Origin of the sequence: Staphylococcus caprae (assembly GCF_002902725.1) — a bacterium.
Classification (GTDB): Bacteria; Bacillota; Bacilli; order Staphylococcales; family Staphylococcaceae; genus Staphylococcus; species Staphylococcus caprae.
In genome coordinates this window covers 177,152-196,830 of sequence record NZ_PPRT01000028.1, presented here as the reverse complement: position 1 = coordinate 196,830, position 19,679 = coordinate 177,152, and the positions used below count along the sequence as shown (strand labels likewise).

The 19,679-nt window shown below is 33.0% G+C and carries 21 protein-coding genes; 20 read left to right on the top strand and 1 reads right to left on the bottom strand.

Annotation, left to right across the window (positions count from 1 at the left end; genetic code table 11):
• Both CD155_RS06285 and holA read left to right on the top strand, forming a co-directional pair.
• Nucleotides 1-437 (top strand): ComEC/Rec2 family competence protein (locus tag CD155_RS06285; protein ID WP_373364703.1); only part of this gene is annotated, 437 nt, incomplete at its 5' end.
• Nucleotides 438-482: 45 nt separating this feature from the next.
• Entirely contained in the window at nt 483-1,457 is a 975-nt protein-coding gene (gene holA / locus CD155_RS06280; protein ID WP_103212828.1) for a DNA polymerase III subunit delta, read from the top strand.
• A gap of 46 nt (nt 1,458-1,503) precedes the next feature.
• On the opposite strand, the gene rpsT is transcribed toward holA, so the two are convergent.
• Nucleotides 1,504-1,755 carry a 30S ribosomal protein S20 gene (rpsT, locus tag CD155_RS06275; RefSeq protein WP_002443172.1) on the bottom strand — a complete coding sequence of 84 codons (252 nt, stop codon included), beginning with the start codon at nt 1,753-1,755 and terminating at the stop codon, nt 1,504-1,506.
• A gap of 390 nt (nt 1,756-2,145) precedes the next feature.
• Here rpsT and lepA point away from each other — a divergent pair, with 390 nt between their 5' ends.
• From lepA to era, 18 genes are all read left to right on the top strand, one after another.
• A complete protein-coding gene (lepA, locus tag CD155_RS06270; RefSeq protein ID WP_070831056.1) occupies nt 2,146-3,969 on the top strand; it encodes a translation elongation factor 4 in 1,824 nt (607 codons plus the stop codon).
• 215 nt (nt 3,970-4,184) lie between these two features.
• Nucleotides 4,185-5,309, top strand: coding sequence for a radical SAM family heme chaperone HemW (hemW, locus tag CD155_RS06265; RefSeq protein ID WP_103212827.1), 1,125 nt, complete (start codon nt 4,185-4,187; stop codon nt 5,307-5,309).
• A 99-nt stretch (nt 5,310-5,408) separates the two neighbouring features.
• Nucleotides 5,409-6,386, top strand: coding sequence for a heat-inducible transcriptional repressor HrcA (hrcA, locus tag CD155_RS06260; RefSeq protein WP_103212826.1), 978 nt, complete (start codon nt 5,409-5,411; stop codon nt 6,384-6,386).
• 28 nt (nt 6,387-6,414) lie between these two features.
• A complete protein-coding gene (gene grpE / locus CD155_RS06255; RefSeq protein WP_103212825.1) occupies nt 6,415-7,050 on the top strand; it encodes a nucleotide exchange factor GrpE in 636 nt (211 codons plus the stop codon).
• A gap of 55 nt (nt 7,051-7,105) precedes the next feature.
• Nucleotides 7,106-8,935 (top strand): molecular chaperone DnaK, encoded by a 1,830-nt coding sequence (dnaK, locus tag CD155_RS06250; RefSeq protein WP_002443161.1) that lies wholly within the window; start codon nt 7,106-7,108, stop codon nt 8,933-8,935.
• 147 nt (nt 8,936-9,082) lie between these two features.
• Nucleotides 9,083-10,219: a molecular chaperone DnaJ gene (gene dnaJ / locus CD155_RS06245; protein WP_070831065.1), complete on the top strand. Its 1,137-nt coding sequence runs from the start codon at nt 9,083-9,085 to the stop codon at nt 10,217-10,219.
• Nucleotides 10,220-10,222: 3 nt separating this feature from the next.
• Nucleotides 10,223-11,161 (top strand): 50S ribosomal protein L11 methyltransferase, encoded by a 939-nt coding sequence (prmA, locus tag CD155_RS06240; protein WP_103212824.1) that lies wholly within the window; start codon nt 10,223-10,225, stop codon nt 11,159-11,161.
• Nucleotide 11,162: 1 nt separating this feature from the next.
• Nucleotides 11,163-11,915 carry a 16S rRNA (uracil(1498)-N(3))-methyltransferase gene (locus CD155_RS06235; protein ID WP_172605820.1) on the top strand — a complete coding sequence of 251 codons (753 nt, stop codon included), beginning with the start codon at nt 11,163-11,165 and terminating at the stop codon, nt 11,913-11,915.
• Nucleotides 11,916-11,920: 5 nt separating this feature from the next.
• Complete coding sequence (gene mtaB / locus CD155_RS06230; RefSeq protein ID WP_103212822.1) at nt 11,921-13,267, top strand: tRNA (N(6)-L-threonylcarbamoyladenosine(37)-C(2))-methylthiotransferase MtaB; 1,347 nt, start codon at nt 11,921-11,923, stop codon at nt 13,265-13,267.
• 126 nt (nt 13,268-13,393) lie between these two features.
• A complete protein-coding gene (gene rpsU / locus CD155_RS06225) occupies nt 13,394-13,570 on the top strand; it encodes a 30S ribosomal protein S21 (RefSeq protein WP_000048060.1) in 177 nt (58 codons plus the stop codon).
• A gap of 320 nt (nt 13,571-13,890) precedes the next feature.
• Complete coding sequence (locus CD155_RS06220) at nt 13,891-14,571, top strand: NfeD family protein (RefSeq protein ID WP_241159034.1); 681 nt, start codon at nt 13,891-13,893, stop codon at nt 14,569-14,571.
• A gap of 17 nt (nt 14,572-14,588) precedes the next feature.
• Complete coding sequence (gene floA, locus CD155_RS06215) at nt 14,589-15,578, top strand: flotillin-like protein FloA (RefSeq protein WP_002443149.1); 990 nt, start codon at nt 14,589-14,591, stop codon at nt 15,576-15,578.
• 17 nt (nt 15,579-15,595) lie between these two features.
• Nucleotides 15,596-16,285 carry a hypothetical protein gene (locus tag CD155_RS06210; protein ID WP_002443148.1) on the top strand — a complete coding sequence of 230 codons (690 nt, stop codon included), beginning with the start codon at nt 15,596-15,598 and terminating at the stop codon, nt 16,283-16,285.
• Between the two features lie 309 nt (nt 16,286-16,594).
• Entirely contained in the window at nt 16,595-17,542 is a 948-nt protein-coding gene (locus tag CD155_RS06205) for a PhoH family protein (protein ID WP_002443146.1), read from the top strand.
• Entirely contained in the window at nt 17,543-18,010 is a 468-nt protein-coding gene (ybeY, locus tag CD155_RS06200) for an rRNA maturation RNase YbeY (protein ID WP_002443144.1), read from the top strand.
• 2 nt (nt 18,011-18,012) lie between these two features.
• Entirely contained in the window at nt 18,013-18,357 is a 345-nt protein-coding gene (locus tag CD155_RS06195) for a diacylglycerol kinase family protein (protein WP_002443141.1), read from the top strand.
• 11 nt (nt 18,358-18,368) lie between these two features.
• On the top strand, nt 18,369-18,773 hold the full coding sequence (cdd, locus tag CD155_RS06190) for a cytidine deaminase (RefSeq protein ID WP_103212821.1): 405 nt from the start codon (nt 18,369-18,371) through the stop codon (nt 18,771-18,773).
• Nucleotides 18,773-19,675, top strand: a complete 903-nt coding sequence (gene era / locus CD155_RS06185) for a GTPase Era (RefSeq protein WP_002443137.1) — start codon at nt 18,773-18,775, stop codon at nt 19,673-19,675. The genes cdd and era overlap by 1 nt, the downstream gene beginning before the upstream one ends.
• Nucleotides 19,676-19,679: the final 4 nt, after the last annotated feature.

The window sequence follows — 19,679 nt, the reverse complement described above, 5'->3', positions numbered from 1 at the left end:
AATTAAAATTTTTCAATACATTTATACCCGCCAGTTCAGATAAAAATGAACAATCCATTATCACACTCATCCAATACCGTAATAAAAATATTCTATTAATGGGGGATGCGACTAAGAACAATGAATCAATTCTTTTACAAAATTACAAATTGCCAAAAATAGATATATTAAAAGTAGGACATCACGGTAGTAGAACAAGCAGTTCTGAAGAATTTGTTAAAAACATACAACCCAAAATAAGTTTAATTTCAAGTGGCAAGCATAATAAATATCATCTTCCCAATGATGATGTTATATCTCGTTTAAAAGAGAATGGAAGCGAAGTTTATGATACACAGGATAATGGGGAACTAAGTATTAATTTAGATGACATAAAAACGAAGATTCAACGTATATATCAACGTCAATCAACTAATGCTAGAGAAGTAACGCAATAAAATGATATAATTTACAGGTATGAGAAATAGAGGAAGGGTGTACTTATGAGCGATAATATTGTGGCTATATACGGTGAAGTGCCTGAACTTGTTGAGAAGAAAAGTTCTGAAATAGTCAATCAATATCTTGGACAAGACAAAGATGATTTCAACTTTGTGAAATTTAATATGTATGAAAACGACTTGACGCCTATCATTGAAGAAACATTAACGATGCCCTTTTTCTCAGATAAAAAGGCTATTGTAGTAAAAAATGCCTATGTGTTTACTGGCGAAAAAGTAACTAAAGAACTCAATCATAGTGCTGAACAACTCATAGAGTTTATTGAAAAGTATGATGGCGAAAACTTAATTATCTTTGAAGTTTATCAAAATAAATTAGATGAACGTAAAAAGCTAACGAAATCGCTTAAAAAATATGCTCAATTAAAAAAAGTAGAACAGATGTCTGAAGAAGAAATAAAAAAATGGATTCAGCGCAAATTAAATGAGAATTATAAAGATATAAAACAAGATGCATTAAATCTTTTTATTGAGCTCACAGGCATTAATTTTAATATTGTCTCTCAAGAACTTGAAAAATTAATGCTTTTCTTAGGGGATAGACCTACAATAAATAAAGATGATGTCAATCAAATTATCAATAGAAGCTTAGAACAAAATGTGTTTTTATTAACTGAATTTATTCAAAAAGGCAGAAAAAATAAAGCAGTACGGTTAGTGAATGATTTAATCACAATGAAAGAAGAGCCTATTAAACTTTTAGCATTAATAACAAGTAACTATAGATTGTATTATCAATGTAAAATATTAGGTCAAAAGGGCTACAGCGGTCAACAAATAGCTAAAACAGTTAATGCGCATCCTTATAGGGTGAAATTAGCTTTAAATCAAGCTCGGAATTATCAATTAAATGATTTATTAAATATTATTGATTCATGTGCAGAAACTGATTATAAATTAAAATCTTCATATATGGATAAACAGCTTATTTTAGAACTATTTATCTTATCTCTTTAAAATAAAAAAGATCAAGCTCACCGCTTGATCTTTTTAATAAGTAGAATTATTTATTAGCTGTCATAAGTTTTGATTTAATACGATCAGCTTTGTTTGAGTGGATTAAGTTGCTTTGAGCAGCTTTATCAACTTGTTTAATCGCAAAATTTAATAATTCATTTTTGTTTTCAGCATCAGTTGAGATAGCTGTTTTCGCGCGTTTAACTGCTGTACGCATAGCATTCTTTTTAGAGATATTACGTGCTTCAGCTGTTTCAGTTGTTCTCACACGTTTAACTGCAGATTTAATGTTTGGCATTTCTGTCACCTCCTAAAAGTGAACTTAACTTATCAAAATTTATTTGATTACAACAAGAAATATTTTATCAAATGTCTAATCTTTGTGCAATCATTTATTTATCAGTATTGTGAATATAGTTTAAAGTCTTTAACTATTGGAAAGTGACCATTAACTCTATATAATTAAAATTGTTAGAACTTAAATGATACTGGAATAAAGGGGTTTATTCTGGATAGAAACCATTGTAATGACATAGAATGAAGTTTTCTTAGGAATAATGAAAATGTTATGAATGTCTCAACCTCAATAACTTTCTTTAAGTTCGTTTGCATTTAAACTTTAAAAACGTTATCATATCAAAGATGTATACATAAATCGGGTTATTTTTATGAAAGTGAGAAGGATAAGATGGATAAGCAAGAACGCTATAATAGAAGAGAAAATATAAGAAATTTCTCTATCATCGCACATATTGACCACGGGAAATCGACATTAGCTGATAGAATCTTGGAAAATACTAAATCAGTCGAAACACGCGAAATGCAAGATCAATTACTTGATTCTATGGATTTAGAGAGAGAACGTGGAATAACAATTAAATTGAATGCTGTTCGTTTAAAATACGACGCTAAAGATGGTCAAACTTATACTTTCCATCTTATTGATACACCAGGACATGTAGATTTTACATATGAAGTGTCACGTTCTTTGGCAGCATGTGAAGGTGCAATTCTTGTCGTCGATGCGGCTCAAGGAATCGAAGCACAAACCTTAGCTAATGTTTATTTAGCTTTAGATAATGATTTAGAATTATTACCTGTGGTGAATAAAATTGATTTACCAGCAGCAGAACCTGAAAGAGTAAAACAAGAATTAGAAGATGTTATCGGCTTAGATCAAGACGATGTTGTTTTAGCTAGTGCCAAATCAAATATTGGTATTGAAGATATATTAGAAAAAATAGTCGAAGTCGTACCAGCTCCAGATGGAGATCCAGAAGCACCATTAAAAGCCCTCATATTTGATTCAGAGTATGATCCATATAGAGGCGTTATATCTTCTATCAGAATTATAGATGGTGTAGTCAAAGCTGGAGATAAAATTAAAATGATGGCGACTGGTAAGGAATTCGAAGTAACTGAAGTGGGTATCAATACACCTAAACAGTTACCTGTTGAAGAATTAACAGTAGGTGATGTTGGTTATATTATCGCCAGCATTAAAAATGTAGATGATTCACGTGTTGGTGATACAATCACATTAGCTCATCGACCAGCTGACAAGCCACTTAAAGGCTATAAAAAGATGAATCCAATGGTTTATTGCGGATTATTCCCAATAGATAATAAAGATTATAATGATTTAAGAGAAGCATTGGAAAAACTTCAACTCAATGATGCGTCATTAGAATTCGAACCTGAATCTTCACAAGCTCTTGGTTTTGGCTATAGAACTGGATTCTTAGGTATGTTACACATGGAAATTATTCAAGAAAGAATTGAAAGAGAATTTGGAATTGAATTAATTGCGACTGCACCATCAGTAATTTACCAATGTATTTTAAAAGACGGCTCAGAAGTTACTGTAGATAATCCAGCCCAAATGCCTGAAAGAGATAAAATCGAACATATTTACGAACCTTTCGTTAGAGCTACAATGATGGTTCCTAATGATTACGTCGGTGCTGTTATGGAATTATGTCAACGTAAACGTGGTCAATTTGTGAATATGGACTATCTGGATGATATACGAGTAAATATTGTGTATGAAATTCCATTATCAGAAGTCGTATTTGATTTCTTTGATCAACTAAAATCTAATACTAAAGGATATGCTTCTTTCGATTATGAATTCATTGAGAATAAAGAAAGTAACTTAGTTAAGATGGATATTCTACTTAATGGTGATAAAGTTGATGCGTTAAGTTTCATAGTTCATAGAGACTTTGCTTATGAAAGAGGTAAAGCACTCGTAGAAAAATTAAAAACACTTATCCCAAGACAGCAATTCGAAGTACCAGTGCAAGCAGCCATCGGTCAAAAAATTATTGCTCGTACAAATATTAAATCGATGGGTAAAAATGTCTTATCAAAATGTTATGGTGGCGATATTAGCCGTAAACGTAAATTACTAGAAAAACAAAAAGCCGGTAAAGCTAAAATGAAAGCTGTAGGTAATGTTGAAATTCCTCAAGATGCTTTCTTAGCAGTGCTTAAAATGGATGATGAATAAAACTTTAATTCAAAGGTTGAGACATAAACACATGAGTCTCAGCCTTTAAAAACGTATCGAAAATGCCTAAATATGAGATAATCGAATAAATCCAATTTTTCTTTTATCCACTAGTTCAGCAACAATCATCCTTACCGAAGCGGAGCGATGAAATCATTTTAACTACAAGATTTCGCTTCCGCTCTTTTTTATGTTCATTATTGGGGGGGAGAATTTTGACAGTTACAAGCGCATATATTCATATTCCTTTCTGCGTACGAATTTGTACTTATTGTGATTTCAATAAGTATTTTATAGATAAACAGCCAGTAGATGAATACTTAGATGCTCTTATTAAAGAAATGCAGGTTAATAATAATAGACAACTTCAAACGATGTATGTTGGAGGAGGAACGCCTACTGCTTTAAATTTAACGCAACTTGAAAAATTACTTAAAGCGATTAATAATACGTTTACTATAAGTGGCGAATATTCATTTGAAGCTAATCCAGATGAGTTAACTTATGAAAAGGTAGCACTCTTAAAAAGGTATGGCGTCAATAGAATTTCAATGGGTGTGCAAACATTTAAACCAGAATTATTAGAAATACTTGGCAGAACTCATAAAAAAGAAGACATATACGAAGCTGTTGAAAATGCACGCAAAGTTGGAATTGAATCAATTAGTCTTGATTTGATGTATCATCTACCACAACAAACTTTGGATGATTTCAAACAAAGTTTGGAATTAGCTCTAAAGATGGATATTGATCATATATCTAGTTATGGGCTTATACTAGAACCTAAAACTCAATTTTATAATATGTATAGAAAGGGACATCTCAAACTTCCAAATGAAGATTTAGGTGCTGAAATGTACCAATATTTAATGCAAAGATTAGAACAATCAAATCTAAAGCAGTACGAGATTTCTAATTTTGGAAAAGCAGGGCACGAATCTACACATAATAAAGTTTATTGGCTAAATGAGGAATATTATGGATTTGGTGCAGGTGCAAGTGGTTACGTAGACGGGGTAAGATATACCAACTTAAATCCTGTTCGTCATTATATTGATGCTATTAGTAAAAATGAACAACCTATACTTACTCAAACAGAACCAACTTTTGAAGAAAAAATGGAAGAAGAAATGTTTCTTGGTTTAAGAATGAACCAAGGCGTTAATACTGAGAGATTTAAATACAAATTCGGATTACCGATTGAAAGTGTTTTTGGTCAAACAATTGAAAATTTATTAGGAAGAAATCTATTACAAATACAACAACAAAACATTTCATTAACTGAACGTGGTAAAGTGATTGGTAATGAGGTTTTCGAGGCATTTTTACTTAACCTCTAAAAATTTCGATATTTTAATGCTTTAACATTGACTTACTTTGACCTTTTTGATAAATTATAATTAGCACTTGAGATAAAAGAGTGCTAATGAGGTGAAAACATGATTACAAAAAGACAATTAAGCATCCTTAATGCAATTGTTGAAGATTATGTTGATTTTGGACAACCGATTGGTTCTAAAACTTTAATTCATCGACATAATTTAGATGTTAGTCCTGCTACCATTAGAAATGAAATGAAACAACTTGAAGATATGAACTTCATTGAGAAGACACATACCTCTTCAGGTAGGACACCATCCGAATTAGGTTTTAGATATTATGTCAATCGTTTATTAGAACAAACATCTCATCAAAATCAAAACAAAATTCAACGTTTAAATCAGTTATTGATTGAGAATCATTATGATATTTCTACCGCATTGACTTATTTTGCAAATGAATTATCAATGCAATCTCAATATGCAACGTTGGTTGTACGTCCAAATCACAATCAAGATATTATTAGTAATATTCATTTGATTCAAGCTAACAATCATTTGGTTATTTTAATTATGGTATTTTCATCAGGTCATGTTGAGAACATTCATGTTGTAACTCATGTAGAACTGAATCGTCTTAACTTAAATAAAATAGCTAACTTTTTGACTACACATTTTAATGAGAATCATAAAAATTTATCTCGTGATATTCATATGGTTGTAAATTCAGATGAAGAGAAAAAGTTAGTAAGCGAAATGATTGATTTGATGGAACAACATATTAATAATCAAAGTAATAGCATTTATATGGGAGGAAAGGTTAAACTTATTGATGCGTTGAATGAAACAAACGTGTCATCTATACAACCAATTCTTCAATATATCGAATCAAATCGAATCACTGAATTATTAGATGAAATATCAACATCTCAAATCAATGTTCGTATTGGCAAAGAAATTGATGAAAGTTTAAGTGATATTTCTATCGTGACAAGTCAGTATCATTTTGACGAGTCACTAAAAGGTCAAATTGCGGTCATAGGACCAACTGCTATGCATTATCAAAATGTAATTCAATTACTTAACCAAATATGGTAGTAATGAGAATTGTATTGGAGGTCAGACAATGACAGAAAAAGATCATACAGTGAATCAAACTGAGGAAGAAGTTAATTCAAAAGAAAGCGAAGATAATCAAACTTTTGAAAATAACGAAGAATCAGTAGATCACACTGATAAGAATGAAGTTAAAGATAATCAATTGAAAGATGATTCTGAAGAAACAGAGCAACAAGAAGATGTTGATCCTAAAGATGAAAAAATTCAAGAATTAGAAAAATTAGCAAATGATAATGAAGAAAAATATTTAAGATTATATGCTGAATTCGAAAATTATAAGCGTCGAATTCAAAATGAAAATCAAATTAATAAAACTTATCAAGCTCAAGGTGTTTTAACTGATATTCTTCCGTCAATAGATAATATTGAACGCGCACTTCAAATTGAAGGTGATGATGAATCTTTTAAATCACTTCAAAAAGGTGTGCAAATGGTACACGAAAGTTTACTAAGAGCTTTAAAAGATAATGGTCTTGAAGAAATTCAAGCCGAAGGGCAAGAATTTGATCCTAATTTACATCAAGCAGTGGTTCAAGATGATAATCCTGATTTCAAATCAGGTGAAGTCACTCAAGAATTACAAAAAGGATATAAACTTAAGGATCGTGTATTAAGACCATCAATGGTTAAAGTAAATCAATAAGTTGATTGAAAAAACATTGTAAATTTAAAACATATTAAATTGGAGGAATTTTATTATGAGTAAAGTAATCGGAATCGACTTAGGTACTACAAACTCTTGTGTTGCTGTATTAGAAGGCGACGAACCAAAAGTAATTCAAAATCCAGAAGGTGCACGTACAACTCCTTCAGTAGTTGCGTTTAAAAATGGAGAAACTCAAGTAGGTGAAGTTGCTAAACGTCAAGCAATTACAAATCCTAACACTGTTCAATCTATTAAACGTCATATGGGTACAGATTATAAAGTAGATATCGAAGGTAAATCATATACACCTCAAGAAATCTCAGCTATGATTTTACAAAACTTAAAAAGTACTGCAGAAAGCTATTTAGGTGATACTGTAGATAAAGCAGTTATCACAGTGCCAGCTTACTTTAACGACGCTGAACGTCAAGCTACTAAAGATGCTGGTAAAATTGCAGGTTTAGAAGTGGAACGTATTATTAATGAACCAACAGCTGCTGCATTAGCTTATGGTTTAGACAAAACTGATAAAGATCAAAAAGTTCTTGTATTCGACTTAGGTGGCGGTACTTTTGACGTATCTATCCTTGAATTAGGCGATGGCGTATTCGAAGTACTATCTACTGCAGGAGATAACAAACTTGGTGGTGACGACTTTGACCAAGTTATCATTGACTATTTAGTTTCTGAATTCAAAAAAGAAAATGGCGTAGATTTATCTCAAGACAAAATGGCATTACAAAGATTAAAAGATGCTGCTGAAAAAGCTAAAAAAGATTTATCTGGCGTATCTCAAACTCAAATTTCACTACCATTCATCTCAGCTGGTGAAAGTGGTCCATTACACTTAGAAATGAGCCTAAGCCGTTCTAAATTTGAAGAATTAGCAGATTCATTAATCAGAAAAACAATGGAACCAACTCGTCAAGCATTAAAAGATGCTGGTCTATCAACTTCAGAAATCGATGAAGTAATCCTCGTTGGTGGTTCAACTCGTATTCCAGCTGTACAAGAAGCAGTTAAAAAAGAAGTAGGAAAAGATCCTCATAAAGGTGTGAACCCAGATGAAGTAGTAGCAATGGGTGCAGCTATCCAAGGTGGCGTTATCACTGGTGATGTTAAAGACGTAGTATTATTAGACGTTACACCATTATCACTTGGTATCGAAATTATGGGTGGACGTATGAATACGTTAATCGAACGTAATACTACTATTCCAACATCTAAATCACAAGTTTATTCAACAGCTGCAGATAATCAACCAGCAGTTGATATTCACGTATTACAAGGTGAACGTCCAATGGCATCTGACAACAAAACATTAGGTCGTTTCCAATTAACTGATATTCCACCAGCTCCACGTGGTGTACCTCAAATCGAAGTAACATTCGATATCGATAAAAACGGTATTGTTAATGTAACCGCTAAAGATTTAGGTACAAACAAAGAACAAAATATCACTATCCAATCAAGCTCAGCTTTATCTGATGAAGAAATCGACCGTATGGTGAAAGACGCTGAAGAAAATGCTGAAGCAGATAAAAAACGTCGTGAAGAAGTTGACTTACGCAATGAAGCTGATAGCTTAGTATTCCAAGTTGAAAAAACTATCAGCGATTTAGGCGACAATATTGGCGAAGATGATAAGAAAAATGCTGAAGAGAAAAAAGATGCACTTAAATCTGCGCTTGAAGGCGAAGATATTGAAGACATCAAATCTAAAAAAGAAGAACTTGAAAAAGTTGTTCAAGAGTTATCAGCTAAAGTATACGAGCAAGCTCAACAAGCACAACAACAGGCTCAAGGAGAACAAGGTTCTCAAGATAGCACTGTAGAAGACGCTGATTTCAAAGAAGTTAAAGACGACGAAGATAAAAAATAATTCTGAGATGAGTTAGTAAATGAATTTAATTCATAACTAAGCCAAAAAAGTCAAAGTCAATTGAACATTGGCTTTGGCTTTTTATTTGGATAGTTAGAGTGAATTAGATAAACTAATCTTGTTAAACGTATAAAAGGAGAGATAGTTGTGGCCAAAAGAGACTATTATGAGGTCTTAGGCGTAAGTAAAAGCGCTTCTAAGGACGAAATCAAAAAAGCTTACCGTAAATTATCCAAAAAATATCATCCTGACATCAATAAAGAAGAAGGCGCAGATGAAAAATTTAAAGAGATCTCCGAAGCTTATGAAGTCTTAAGTGATGATAATAAACGTGCAAACTATGACCAATTTGGTCACGAAGGCCCTCAAGGTGGATTTGGCAGTCAAGGCTTCGGCGGTGCAGACTTTGGCGGATTTAGCGGAGGTGGATTCGAAGATATCTTCAGTTCATTCTTCGGTGGTGGTTCAAGACAAAGAGATCCAAATGCACCTCGTAAAGGTGATGATTTACAATATACTATGACCGTTACGTTCGAAGAGGCCGTGTTTGGTACTAAAAAAGAAATATCTATACGTAAAGACGTTACATGTCATACATGTGATGGTGAAGGTGCTAAACCAGGTACAAGCAAGAAAACTTGTAGTTACTGTAACGGCGCAGGACACGTATCTGTGGAACAAAATACTATCCTAGGTAGAGTGCGCACAGAACAAGTTTGTCCTAAATGTGAAGGTAGTGGACAAGAATTTGAAGAACCATGTCCTACATGTCATGGTAAAGGAACTGAAAATAAAACAGTTAAATTAGAAGTAACTGTACCTGAAGGTGTGGATACAGAACAACAAATTCGATTAGCCGGAGAAGGTTCACCTGGAATTAACGGTGGTCCTCATGGTGATTTATATGTTGTGTTTAGAGTTCAACCTTCTGATACGTTTGAACGTGATGGAGACGACATATACTATAATTTAAACGTAAGTTTCCCTCAAGCTGCTTTAGGCGACGAAATCAAAATACCTACATTAAAAAGTAATGTTGTTCTTACAATCCCTGCAGGAACACAAACAGGTAAACAATTCCGTCTTAAAGATAAAGGTATTAAAAACGTTCATGGCTATGGTCATGGTGACTTATTTGTAAATATTAAAGTAGTTACTCCAACTAAAATGAATGACAGACAAAAAGAAATCATGAAAGAATTTGCTGAAATTAATGGTGAAGAAGTGAATGAACAGCCATCAAATTTTAAAGATAGAGCAAAACGATTCTTCAAAGGAGAATAAGTAATGAATTGGACGGAACTCTCAATTGTAGTCAATCACGAAGTAGAATATGATGTAACAGACATACTTGAAAGTCATGGATCTAATGGCGTTGTGATAGAAGACTCCAAAGATTTAGTGGACCAACCTGCTGATAAATTTGGAGAAATTTATGAATTAAACCCTGACGACTATCCTGATCAAGGCGTCAGATTAAAAGCGTATTTCAATGAACTTACCTTTGATGACATGCTTAGAACTAATATTAAAAACGCAGTTCTGAATCTTCCAGAATTAGATAAAAATATAGTTACGTTTTCGGAAAAAGAAATCGCTGAAGTAGATTGGGCTAATGAATGGAAAAACTATTTTCATCCTTTTAAAGCTTCAGAACGATTTACAATAGTTCCAAGTTGGGAAACATATGAAAAAGAAAGTAATAATGAATTATGTATTGAACTAGATCCAGGCATGGCGTTTGGTACTGGAGATCATCCTACGACAAGCATGTGTCTGAAAGCCATTGAAAAATATGTCAAGCCTACAGATTCTGTGATAGATGTTGGAACAGGCTCTGGAATATTGAGTATCGCAAGTCATTTAATTGGTGTAAAACGAATTAAAGCATTAGATATTGATGAAATGGCTGTAAATGTTGCAAAAGAAAATTTCAAGAAGAATCACTGTGAAAACGCAATTGAAGCAGTTCCAGGTAATTTATTACAAGATGAAGAAAAAAAATTTAACATTGTTATAGCAAATATTCTTGCTCACATTATTGAAGAAATGATTGAAGATGCTTATAATACTTTAGTTGAAGAAGGTTATTTCATAACTTCTGGTATTATAGAAGAAAAATATGAAGAAATAGAATCTCAAATGAAGCGTGTTGGCTTTAATATCATTTCTGTTGAACATGACAACGGTTGGGTATGTATAGTTGGTCAGAAAGTGAGTGATTAATTTGCAAAGGTATTTTATTAATCAAAACGCTGATGAAAATCAGCGTTTTTTTATTGAAGATAGGGATGATGTACATCACATTACTCATGTAATGCGTTATAAAGAAGGTAATCATATCATTATTACCTTTTCAGATAAAAAGGTGTATAAATGCGAAATTATCTCTATCAACGACAATAATATCGAACTACGATTAGATGAAAAACAAGATATTAATACTGAATTACCTCAACATATTACTATTTGTAGCGGTTTGATTAAAGCAGATAAATATGAATGGATGATCCAGAAAGCTACTGAAATGGGTGCAAGCGAGTTTATCGCCGTGGGAATGGATCGCTCAGTCGTAAAATTAAATGAATCTAAAGTAGCTAAAAAAATAGATAGATGGCAAAAGATTATTAAAGAAGCAGCCGAACAAAGTTATAGATTAACTATTCCCAATATCTATTTTAAGTCGAATTTAAAAGCAATTTATGATATGATAAATCATTATGACTACGTTCTAATTGCATACGAAGAGCAAGCGAAGCATGGAGATTTAAGTCATTTTAAACATATTTTAAAACAATTTGAAGCACAAGATCGTGTTTTAATGATATTTGGGCCTGAAGGTGGACTATCAGATAAAGAAGTGTCGTTATTCCAAGAGCATAGTACACTTGTTGGTTTAGGCCCACGCATTTTACGGGCAGAAACTGCGCCTCTATATGCTTTAAGTGCAGTTAGTTTTGAAAAAGAATTATTGGGGTGAAGACTATGTCAACAGTTGCATTTCATACATTAGGTTGTAAAGTAAACCACTATGAAACTGAAGCAATTTGGCAATTATTTAAAGAAGCAGATTATGATAGAGTAGATTTTGAAACAAATGCGGATGTATTTGTAATCAATACTTGTACAGTAACCAATACTGGTGATAAGAAAAGTAGACAAATTATTCGTCGTGCAATTAGACAAAATCCAGAAGCTGTTGTCTGTGTGACAGGTTGTTACGCACAAACTTCTTCAGCTGAAATTATGGAAATTCCTGGCGTTGATGTCGTTGTAGGAACACAAGACCGTCATAAATTACTTGATTATATAGATCAATTTCAACAAGAAAGACAACCTATCAATGGTGTAGGTAATATTATGAAGAACCGTACATATGAAGAACTTGAAGTTCCTTATTTTACAGATAGAACTAGAGCTTCATTAAAGATTCAAGAAGGATGCAATAATTTCTGTACGTTCTGTATTATTCCATGGGCTCGTGGTTTAATGCGCTCAAGAGATCCTGAAAAGGTTGTCGAACAAGCTTCACAACTTGTGAACTCAGGCTACAAAGAAATTGTCTTAACAGGTATTCACACTGGCGGATATGGTCAAGATTTAAAAAACTATAATCTCGCTCAATTATTAAGAGATTTAGACGAAATTGATGGCCTAGAACGAATTCGTATTTCATCTATTGAAGCGAGTCAATTAACTGATGAAGTGATAGAAGTCATCGGAAATTCAAATAAAGTAGTAAGACATTTACACGTACCGTTACAATCAGGTTCTGACAGTGTATTAAAACGTATGAGACGTAAATATACGATGGAACACTTTTCAGAAAGATTAACTGAATTACACAAGGCTTTACCAGATTTAGCTGTTACTAGTGATGTAATTGTAGGTTTCCCTGGTGAGACTGAAGAAGAATTCCAAGAAACTTACGACTTCATCGTCAAACATCAATTTTCTGAATTACACGTATTCCCTTATTCTCCAAGAATTGGTACGCCCGCAGCTCGAATGGATGACCAAATTGATGAAGGAATTAAAAATAAACGCGTGCATAAATTAATTACACTTAGCAATCAACTTGCTAAAGAATATGCCTCTAAATTTGAAAATGAAGTTCTTGAAGTGATACCAGAAGAACAAGGGGAAAAACCTAACACATTAGTTGGATATGCAGATAATTATATGAAAGTTCAATTTGAAGGTGACGAATCATTAATTGGACAAATTGTTAAAGTAAAAATACTTAAAGCAGATTATCCACTAAATGACGGTAAAGCTATCCGCGTGGTTGAACATGCAACGAATAAATCAGAAGAAGAAGTACTTGTCTAAATATTTAAAAAATGTAAATTTTACTAATTGACCACCAATTTGAGTTATATTATACTAATAGTTGCATAGTTTTTACTGTGCATCGACTATAAAGTTCCGTTGATATTTGGAGGGAGGGAAATACAGATGTCTAAAACAGTAGTACGTAAAAACGAATCACTAGAAGATGCTTTACGTAGATTTAAACGTTCAGTATCAAAAAGTGGAACAATTCAAGAAGTACGTAAACGTGAATTTTACGAAAAACCAAGCGTTAAACGTAAAAAGAAATCAGAAGCTGCACGTAAACGTAAATTCAAATAATTAATAGCTCTGTTGACTCCCTCAACACGAATGTTAATTATAAATATCGCCCTAGTTTTTATAACTAGGGTTTTTTTATAAACTTTTTTCCTATTTCGATGTTACTTTTTATAAAACTCTTCAATAGACAGCTCCCAATTCTTATACTTTTTATTTTTCAGAAAATTAATCAAATATTATTAAACTACTTCAAATTAAATTACTTTTCTACAATTTAGCAATTTATATATTAGTGAAATGCTATATAATGTGGGCGTTTTCATGTATAATCATAATGAGGGTGAGGTGAAATAGTGAATTACTCCAATCTAATACATACGTTGCTTTTAACGAAACTTACTAGTGGAAATAATTGGGTTGATCATATTGCGCATTTGATAACTCAACCTTTCGTTTCGCTAATACTTACATGTATTATCTTCCTAGGTTTTCTATACCAATTATATTCAAAACGTATTAATATCATAGGAATCATTGCTTCATTAGCATTATTATTACTATTTTTAGGATTCCTTATTAATGGGGATGTCAACGTATTATCTGTACTCTTATTTACAATAGGCGTAATACTAGTTATTATAGAGCTGTTTATTATTGGTGCAGTCATTGGCATTATTGGTATGACACTGATTACATTAAGTATTATTATGCTAGGTGATAATATTATACTCATGCTTGGTAATGTTGTGGTTGCATTAATATTATCAATTATAGAGTGGGTGTTATTAGTGAAAATCTTCAAAAGAAAAATTCCATTTCTAGATAAAGTAATCTTAAAAGATTCAACAAATTCTGAGGCTGGTTATCGTTCACATGAAGACCGCTCTCATCTCGTGGGTAAAACCGCTCGAACAGTTACCGATCTTAGACCTGCAGGAATTATCACTTGTGACGATGAAAGAATAGATGCTGTATCAGATGGCACGTTTATTTTACGTAATAGACAAGTAAAAATTCTTGAGGTAGAAGGTACACGTGTAGTTGTTAGAGAAATAGAATAATATTAAGGAGCGATTCAATGTTTGGTATTGGTTTTATAATCATAGCTGTAATTATCGTAGTTGCATTATTAATCCTATTTTCATTTGTACCAGTAGGATTATGGATTTCTGCATTAGCAGCTGGCGTTCATGTCGGCATTGGTACACTTGTAGGTATGCGACTAAGAAGAGTATCACCAAGAAAGGTCATAGCACCTTTAATTAAAGCGCATAAAGCAGGCTTAAAGTTAACAACAAATCAATTAGAATCACATTACTTAGCTGGTGGTAACGTTGATAGAGTAGTAGATGCAAATATTGCAGCACAACGTGCAGATATAGATTTACCATTTGAACGTGGTGCCGCTATCGATTTAGCAGGTCGTGACGTACTTGAAGCTGTTCAAATGTCAGTTAATCCTAAAGTGATCGAAACACCATTTATCGCAGGTGTGGCAATGAATGGTATCGAGGTTAAAGCAAAAGCCCGAATCACAGTACGTGCTAACATTGCTAGATTAGTCGGTGGTGCTGGTGAAGAAACAATTATCGCCCGTGTTGGTGAAGGTATCGTTTCTACTATTGGTTCAAGTGAACATCATACCGAAGTTCTTGAAAATCCGGACAACATCTCTAAAACTGTATTAAGTAAAGGGTTAGACTCTGGAACTGCATTTGAAATATTATCTATCGATATTGCAGATGTTGATATTAGTAAAAATATTGGTGCTGATTTACAAACTGAACAAGCACTTGCAGATAAGAATATCGCACAGGCTAAAGCCGAAGAACGTCGCGCTATGGCTGTAGCATCTGAACAAGAAATGAAAGCTAGAGTTCAAGAAATGAGAGCTAAAGTTGTTGAAGCAGAATCAGAAGTACCATTAGCTATGGCTGAAGCATTAAGATCAGGTAATATCGGAGTTAAAGATTATTATAATCTGAAGAATATCGAAGCAGATACTGGCATGAGAAATGCGATTAACAAACGTACTGATCAAAATGATGATGAATCACCAGAACAATAATATAATGAGGTGATTAGATGAGTATCGGTATTATAATATTTATAATATCAATAATTGTTACAGCCATTAGTGCGATTCGTGATAAGAGCCACGAAGACAGACAAAATCAGAGACCACCTCAGAAATCACAAGGCGAACAACAACCTAAAAAAGGTGGATTCTTTGAAGAATTTGAGAAAACTTTTAAAGAACTGAATGATGAATTAAATGGTGAAACTGAAAAGAAACAGCGTAAAGACTTTGAAGAAACTCTTCCTCCTATAAATAAAGATTTAGATGAGGAAGAAGATAGACCATATAAAGAAACAACCACGTCGTCACAAACTCATACACATCCTAAACCAGATCCCACACCATATAACAATGAGAACAACAGTCCTCAACCTGTTGCCACAACATCAAGAGACGAAAGTGCTGAAAAACTAAGAAAAGAACTTGAAGCTAGTTTAACTGAGGATTTAAAAAACGTTCGTAGTGAGATTGATAGAGAAAAAGAAAAGCAACTAGAAATGATTGAGAAAAAAGCGAGAGATATTATTAAAGATAAATATTTATCAGAAAGAACAAAACGTTATCGCTTAAAACAGCTACTGAATTCTCAAAATGTTGAACGAAGTATGTCTCATTCAGCTTTCAAATTTGACAACGATGAGGTCATCAACGGTTTAATATGGTCAGAAATTCTAAGTAAACCGAAACAACTTTAAATGACGCATTTAATTTAATTACATCATTATTTAATTTTAAGTTAAAACTACGAGAGTAAGATTTGTATTCAATTTTTCCAAATGAGTACAGTTTTACTCTCTTTTTAGTTTGTCTAAATTGTAGGAGTTTAGTAAAATTTTTAATGAGATAGATGTTATATCAAACGTTATAAATTTCAACTTTGATTTAAAGCATAATCACATTAATTAGTAGAACAAGCGTGATATAATGAATATGGAATTCAACACATTTAATTATATTACGTAATCAATAATATTAACTATCGTAACTTGAAAAGGAGCGCGTTTATGCCAGGAATAATTCAAATTGACGACATTAATCAATCACAAGCTTTAATGGGAAATAATGATGAGCATCTTAAAACTATTGAAGACAACTTTGATGTCGTCATACATGCTAGAGGACAAGAAATTGCCGTCAAAGGTGAAAAGTTAGAGCATGTAGAAAAAGCAGAATTAGTTCTTACCAATTTATTAAAAGTTATAGAATTGGGAAATACAATTACACTTAAAGATGTAGAAGCTGCTATTAAAATGGCAGATAATAACACGATTCAGCACCTTTTAGATTTATACGATGAAGAAATTACAAAAGATGCATTCGGTAAAACGATTCGTGCTAAAACAATGGGACAACGAATGTATATCAATGCTATGAAAAGAAATGACTTAGTATTTGGTATAGGACCAGCAGGTACCGGCAAGACATTTTTAGCAGTTGTTTACGCTGCCAAACAATTACGTAAAGGTACCGTTAAACGTATCGTTCTAACAAGACCAGCAGTTGAAGCTGGAGAATCTCTTGGTTTCCTACCAGGTGATTTAAAAGAAAAAGTAGATCCTTATTTACGTCCGCTTTATGATGGATTAAATACTGTATTAGGAAGAGAACAAACAGAAAGATTTATAGAAAGAGGAATTATTGAAATTGCGCCTCTTGCATACATGAGAGGAAGAACGCTTGATGATGCGTTTGTAATCTTAGATGAAGCACAAAATACAACGCACGCTCAAATGAAAATGTTCTTAACACGTTTAGGTTTCGGTTCTAAAATGGTTGTTACTGGGGATCAAACTCAAATCGACTTACCTAAAGGCGTGAAGAGTGGCTTGAAAGAAGCAATTAAAAAACTATACGGTGTCAATGGTATAAGTATTATGAAATTAGACCAAAGTGACGTAGTGAGACATCCACTAGTAAGTAAAATTATAGATCGTTACGAAGGAGTTGATTAAATGTTTACTATAGATTTTAGCGACCACACTGATTTAGTCAAAGATGAATGGTATGAACAAATTGATTCTTTATTAACCTTTGCTAAAAAACAGGAAAATATAGAAAGTGACGCAGAACTATCAGTTACCTTCGTAGATAAAGATGAAATTCAAAACATCAATAAAGTCTATAGAGATAAAGATAAAGTGACTGATGTCATTTCATTTGCTTTAGAAGAAGATGAACCTGATATAGATATGAATGACTTAGAAATTCCACGTGTACTTGGAGACATAATTATTTGCACTGATGTTGCGCAAGAACAAGCAGAAAGTTATGGTCATTCTTTTGAACGTGAATTAGGATTTTTAGCGTTACATGGATTCTTACATTTATTAGGGTATGATCATATGACAGAAGATGACGAAAAAGAAATGTTTGGTCGACAAGATGCAATTCTAAATTCATACGGATTGACTAGAGACTAGTAATGAGACGTTTCAAATATGCTTACGATGGTTTTACAGCCATTTTAAAAAAAGACCAAAATTTCTTACTCCATATATTAGCTGGAATTATTGCTATCATAATGGGATTTATATTTCATATTAATCGTTCAGAGTGGATGTTTGTATTACTTGCTATTGCTTTAGTATTGAGTTTAGAAGCCATTAACACTTCAATCGAGTTTGTGGTCGATTTAGTTACTACTGAATATCATGAATATGCTAAACATGCCAAAGATATCGCAGCGTTTAGTGTAGTAATTGTATCCGTTTTAGCCATGTGTATTGGATTAATCGTTTTCGTACCACATATTTTAAGTTTATTTTAGGGGGAAAATAAATGAGCTATCAATCGCATTATTTTAAAGAAGTTAGGGAGGCACAAAATAATGCATATGCGCCTTATAGTCATTTTAAAGTTGGGGCCTATTTAAGAACAAAAGATGGACGCACGTTTCACGGGGCAAATGTTGAGAATGCGGCATACTCCTTAGGCATTTGTGCAGAACGTTCTAGTTTATTCGCAGCAATTTCAGAAGGTTATAGACCCGGAGACTTCAAATCTATTACAGTGACGGTTGACGCAGATCAACCTTCCTCTCCTTGTGGTGCTTGTAGACAAGTATTGAAAGAACTTTGCGATGATGATATGCCAGTATATATGACTAATCACAAAGGCGAAATGATAGAATCGACTGTAAGCGAACTATTACCATTAGGATTTTCAAGAAAGGATTTAAATTAATGACAGAAGAACATAAATCAGGATTTGTTTCAATCATTGGTAGACCTAATGTTGGTAAATCTACCTTTGTAAATAGAGTGATAGGACATAAAATTGCAATTATGTCTGATAAAGCTCAAACAACGCGCAATAAAATTCAGGGTGTGATGACAAGAGATGATGCTCAAATCATCTTTATAGACACACCTGGTATTCACAAACCAAAACATAAACTTGGTGACTATATGATGAGAGTGGCTAAAAATACACTTTCCGAAATTGATGCCATTATGTTCATGGTCAATGTAAATGAAGATATTGGTCGTGGTGATGAATATATCATGGAAATGTTAAAGAATGTTAAAACACCCATCTTTTTAGTATTAAATAAGATAGACCTTGTGCATCCAGATGCTTTAATGCCAAAGATTGAACAATACAAAGAATACATGGACTTTACAGATATTATTCCAATTTCAGCACTTGAAGGGTTAAATGTTGATCACTTTATCGATGTGCTAAAATCTTATCTACCTGAAGGACCAAAATATTATCCGGATGACCAAATTTCTGATCACCCAGAACAGTTTGTAGTGAGTGAAATTATTCGTGAAAAGATTTTACATTTAACAAGCGAAGAGATTCCGCACGCAATTGGCGTTAATGTTGATCGAATGATAAAAGAAGACGAAGACAGAGTCAGAATCGAAGCGACAATATATGTTGAGCGTGATTCTCAAAAAGGCATTGTCATTGGTAAAGGCGGTAAAAAACTTAAAGAAGTTGGAAAACGTGCACGACACGATATAGAAATGTTACTTGGTTCTAAAGTATATTTAGAACTATGGGTTAAAGTGCAACGTGATTGGAGAAATAAAGTAAACTTTATCCGCCAGATTGGCTATATTGAAGATCAAGATTGATCAT

Excerpts from the sequence above, each read along its gene's own strand:
- CD155_RS06195 (WP_002443141.1), top strand. The coding sequence starts at position 18,013 with ATGAGACGTTTCAAATATGCTTACGATGGTTTTACAGCCATTTTAAAA.
- rpsU (WP_000048060.1), top strand. The coding sequence starts at position 13,394 with ATGTCTAAAACAGTAGTACGTAAAAACGAATCACTAGAAGATGCTTTA.
- floA (WP_002443149.1), top strand. The coding sequence starts at position 14,589 with ATGTTTGGTATTGGTTTTATAATCATAGCTGTAATTATCGTAGTTGCA.
- prmA (WP_103212824.1), top strand. The coding sequence starts at position 10,223 with ATGAATTGGACGGAACTCTCAATTGTAGTCAATCACGAAGTAGAATAT.
- rpsT (WP_002443172.1), bottom strand. The coding sequence starts at position 1,755 with ATGCCAAACATTAAATCTGCAGTTAAACGTGTGAGAACAACTGAAACA.
- dnaK (WP_002443161.1), top strand. The coding sequence starts at position 7,106 with ATGAGTAAAGTAATCGGAATCGACTTAGGTACTACAAACTCTTGTGTT.
- hrcA (WP_103212826.1), top strand. The coding sequence starts at position 5,409 with ATGATTACAAAAAGACAATTAAGCATCCTTAATGCAATTGTTGAAGAT.
- era (WP_002443137.1), top strand. The coding sequence starts at position 18,773 with ATGACAGAAGAACATAAATCAGGATTTGTTTCAATCATTGGTAGACCT.
- holA (WP_103212828.1), top strand. The coding sequence starts at position 483 with ATGAGCGATAATATTGTGGCTATATACGGTGAAGTGCCTGAACTTGTT.
- lepA (WP_070831056.1), top strand. The coding sequence starts at position 2,146 with ATGGATAAGCAAGAACGCTATAATAGAAGAGAAAATATAAGAAATTTC.
- CD155_RS06210 (WP_002443148.1), top strand. The coding sequence starts at position 15,596 with ATGAGTATCGGTATTATAATATTTATAATATCAATAATTGTTACAGCC.
- cdd (WP_103212821.1), top strand. The coding sequence starts at position 18,369 with ATGAGCTATCAATCGCATTATTTTAAAGAAGTTAGGGAGGCACAAAAT.
- mtaB (WP_103212822.1), top strand. The coding sequence starts at position 11,921 with ATGTCAACAGTTGCATTTCATACATTAGGTTGTAAAGTAAACCACTAT.
- ybeY (WP_002443144.1), top strand. The coding sequence starts at position 17,543 with ATGTTTACTATAGATTTTAGCGACCACACTGATTTAGTCAAAGATGAA.
- CD155_RS06205 (WP_002443146.1), top strand. The coding sequence starts at position 16,595 with ATGCCAGGAATAATTCAAATTGACGACATTAATCAATCACAAGCTTTA.
- grpE (WP_103212825.1), top strand. The coding sequence starts at position 6,415 with ATGACAGAAAAAGATCATACAGTGAATCAAACTGAGGAAGAAGTTAAT.